The following is an 864-nucleotide window of genomic DNA, read 5'->3' as shown; positions in this document are numbered from 1 at the left end:
ACCGCAAAGTAACGGTACTCATCATGCTGCACCAAGGCCATTCGGTTAAGACAATTGAGGCGGCACTGGGTATTGATGATAATACGATCTATCGTTACCATCGCGCCTATTACAAAGCCGGTCTGTCCGACTTTCTGGACGATAGCTATGTGGCTTACACCGGTCGGTTAACTGAGAAGCAAGAAGAAGCCTTAGCTAAGCATCTGGATGATTACCTATACCCTGATGCAAAATCCATTGCCGCCTACGTCCTCGAGCGCTTTGGGGTAGACTACAGCGTTGGCGGTATGACCGATTTGTTGCACCGACTTGGGTTCGTGTTCAAGAAGAGTAAGTCCGTGCCGGCTAAGGCTGACGAAGAAGCACAGTGTGCCTTCGTTGAGGAAGCACTACCCGCGCTTTTAGAAGAGGTAGCCACCGGTGATGCAGTTGTTTACTATGCTGATGGCTGTCATCCTACTCACAATACAAAGACGAGTCGCGGCTGGATACGCAAAGGGGAAGATTTCGAAGTGGATTGCAACAATGGTCGACAGCGAGTGAATATTAATGCGGCCGTCAATGCGCTCAAGCCGGAACATTTGGTATACGAGATTGCTGACACCATCAATGCTCAGTCTACTCAGCGTTTATGCCGCCAGTTACTACGCAAACATCCGGGCAAAAAGATCTACTTCATTTGTGACAACGCTCGCTACAATCGCAACAAGATGCTAACGGAGTGGGCGGATAGCCAACGGATCGACTTCGTTTATCTACCAACCTATTCGCCTAACCTGAACCTAATCGAGCGCCTGTGGCACTTTATGCGGGTTAAGATATTGAACTCAACTTATTACGAGAAGTCTAGTGAATTTAAATCGG

1 protein-coding gene is annotated in these 864 nt (G+C 48.5%); it reads left to right on the top strand.

Translation table 11 applies throughout. The features are described from left to right. Positions 1-23: 23 nt before the first annotated feature. Positions 24-864, top strand: an 841-nt coding sequence (locus A3850_RS01960) for an IS630 family transposase (protein ID WP_068213637.1), incomplete at its 3' end; no start/stop codon positions are given.

Origin of the sequence: Lewinella sp. 4G2 (assembly GCF_001625015.1) — a bacterium.
GTDB lineage: Bacteria > Bacteroidota > Bacteroidia > Chitinophagales > Saprospiraceae > Neolewinella.
Note: the sequence above shows the minus strand (reverse complement) of the source record. Positions and strands in the feature narration are given on the sequence as shown.